Raw genomic sequence first — 2,119 nt, 5'->3', positions numbered from 1 at the left:
TTTTCATCTGTGTCATTTACTTGCAGGCTCGTTAATATGATAGTGGTTTAAGTGTAATTCAAAGGTTTAAAGTGTTAAGGAGTCATATGCTCCGAAGAACGCTCGATGCACCGCTATTGTCTAGTGACCAGTGACAAATATTTTCTTAAAATTAGTGATCATTAGTGTTAATCTGTGGTTTAATAAATAGAGTCCAAAAGTCGATAGTGTCTAAAGGTCTCAGTATTGATAACTGATAGCCGATAACTGTATTCATTTTGCCCCTTGGACTTTTCCCCCGTGACTTCGGGGTTTCGACTTTTTTACTTTTCCTTTCTTTATCCTTAAATTTCCTTTAACCTTATTTCACTTTAACCTTTAACCTTGATCTCTTTTGATCTTGAATTTTCCTTATATTTGTTTAGACATAAGAAAACGTTTAAACATGAAAGGAATCATACTAGCAGGTGGATCAGGAACACGTCTATATCCCATAACCAAAGGGGTGTCGAAACAGCTTTTACCCATTTACGATAAACCGATGATCTATTACCCGCTCTCCGTTTTGATGCTGGCGGGTATTCAGGAAATCTTAATCATATCAACCCCTGAAGACCTACCCAATTTTATCAAACTATTGGGTACTGGTGAAGATTTAGGATTGAAACTTTCCTATAAGGAGCAGCCCAGTCCGGATGGTCTGGCACAGGCTTTTATCTTAGGGGAGGACTTTATAGGAGATGACTCGGTTTGTATGGTTTTGGGCGATAATATCTTTTACGGTCATGGCTTTACAGAGCTTTTACACCAGGCGCGACATAATGTAGAACAGAATGGAGACTCGACTGTCTTTGGTTATTACGTGAATGATCCGGAGCGATATGGTGTGGCAGGCTTTGATGAAAAGGGGAATGTGACGTCTATTATAGAGAAGCCTGAGAAACCCTTATCAAACTATGCGGTGATTGGTTTGTACTTTTATACCAATGATGTGATTCAAATCGCCAAAGAAATGAAGCCATCTGCGCGTGGAGAATTGGAGATTACTTCGGTGAATCAGGAATATTTGGATAGAGGCAAACTAAAAGTAGAGTTGATGGGACGTGGGTATGCCTGGTTAGATACGGGAACTCACAAATCCTTATTGGACGCTGGCCAGTTTATCGAAACGGTCGAAACACGACAAGGTTTAAAGATTGCTTGTTTGGAGGAGATCGCTTATAAGATGGGCTACATCACAGCGGAACAAGTGCAAAAATTAGCAGAGCCTCTTAGCAAGAGTGGCTACGGTGAGTACTTATTGAAGTTAATTACAGAGAAATAAACAATTATTTTCTAACCACTAATTAACACTGATTATCACTAATTTTAAAAAAAATGAAATCAGATAGAGATAATACTTATAAACAGGAATGTTATGATATAGTAGGTTTATGTATGGCTGTTCACTCTGAATTAGGCCCTGGGTTTCTAGAGGGAGTTTATCAAGAAGCCCTGGAGATTGAGTTTATTAAATCAGATATAGATCATATTAGAGAATGTCAAATTGAAATAAATTACAAAGGAATAATATTGGACAAGAAGTATTATGCTGATTTTTTGTGTTATAATGAGATAATAGTTGAACTGAAAGTTGTGAAATCACTCGATGATAATCATATGGCACAATTAATGAATTATATGAAAGCTACAGACAAGAAAGTAGGCTTACTAGTTAACTTTGGATCCGGTAGCTTAGGATACAAGAGAGTAATTTTGTAAATGTTTAATTAGTGTTCATTAGTGCTAATTAGTGGTTGAATTATTTTAATCTTAGTTTCTTGTTGATCTTACAGAGTGAGTTATAAGAAGCTGTTAGACGTTTGTGAATAAGAAAAAAAATGAATTATATAAAAACAAATATACCCGATGTCTTCATAATCGAACCCAAGGTTTTTGGGGATGATAGAGGCTATTTTTTTGAGTCTTTCAATCAGAAGGCCTTTGAAGAACATATTGGGAAGATCGATTTTATTCAGGACAATGAGTCCAAATCAACGAAAGGGGTATTGAGAGGTTTGCACTTTCAGAGGCCCCCCTATACGCAATCGAAGCTATTGCGTTGTATCGAAGGTGAGGTTTTGGATGTGGCAGTTGATCT

Annotated in this window: 3 protein-coding genes; all 3 read left to right on the top strand. The window is 37.0% G+C overall.

Features of this window, described 5'->3' with window-relative positions:
* Positions 1-424 precede the first annotated feature (424 nt).
* A complete protein-coding gene (gene rfbA, locus ABY905_RS16770) occupies positions 425-1,303 on the top strand; it encodes a glucose-1-phosphate thymidylyltransferase RfbA (RefSeq protein WP_372645962.1) in 879 nt (292 codons plus the stop codon).
* 53 nt (positions 1,304-1,356) lie between these two features.
* Positions 1,357-1,740 (top strand): GxxExxY protein, encoded by a 384-nt coding sequence (locus ABY905_RS16765; RefSeq protein WP_372645960.1) that lies wholly within the window; start codon positions 1,357-1,359, stop codon positions 1,738-1,740.
* Positions 1,741-1,859: 119 nt separating this feature from the next.
* On the top strand, positions 1,860-2,119 hold a 260-nt coding region (locus ABY905_RS16760), incomplete at its 3' end, for a dTDP-4-dehydrorhamnose 3,5-epimerase family protein (RefSeq protein WP_372645958.1).

Source organism: Ancylomarina sp. (assembly GCF_041555295.1).
Taxonomy (GTDB): domain Bacteria; phylum Bacteroidota; class Bacteroidia; order Bacteroidales; family Marinifilaceae; genus Ancylomarina.
This window is presented reverse-complemented; position numbering and strand designations above follow the sequence as displayed.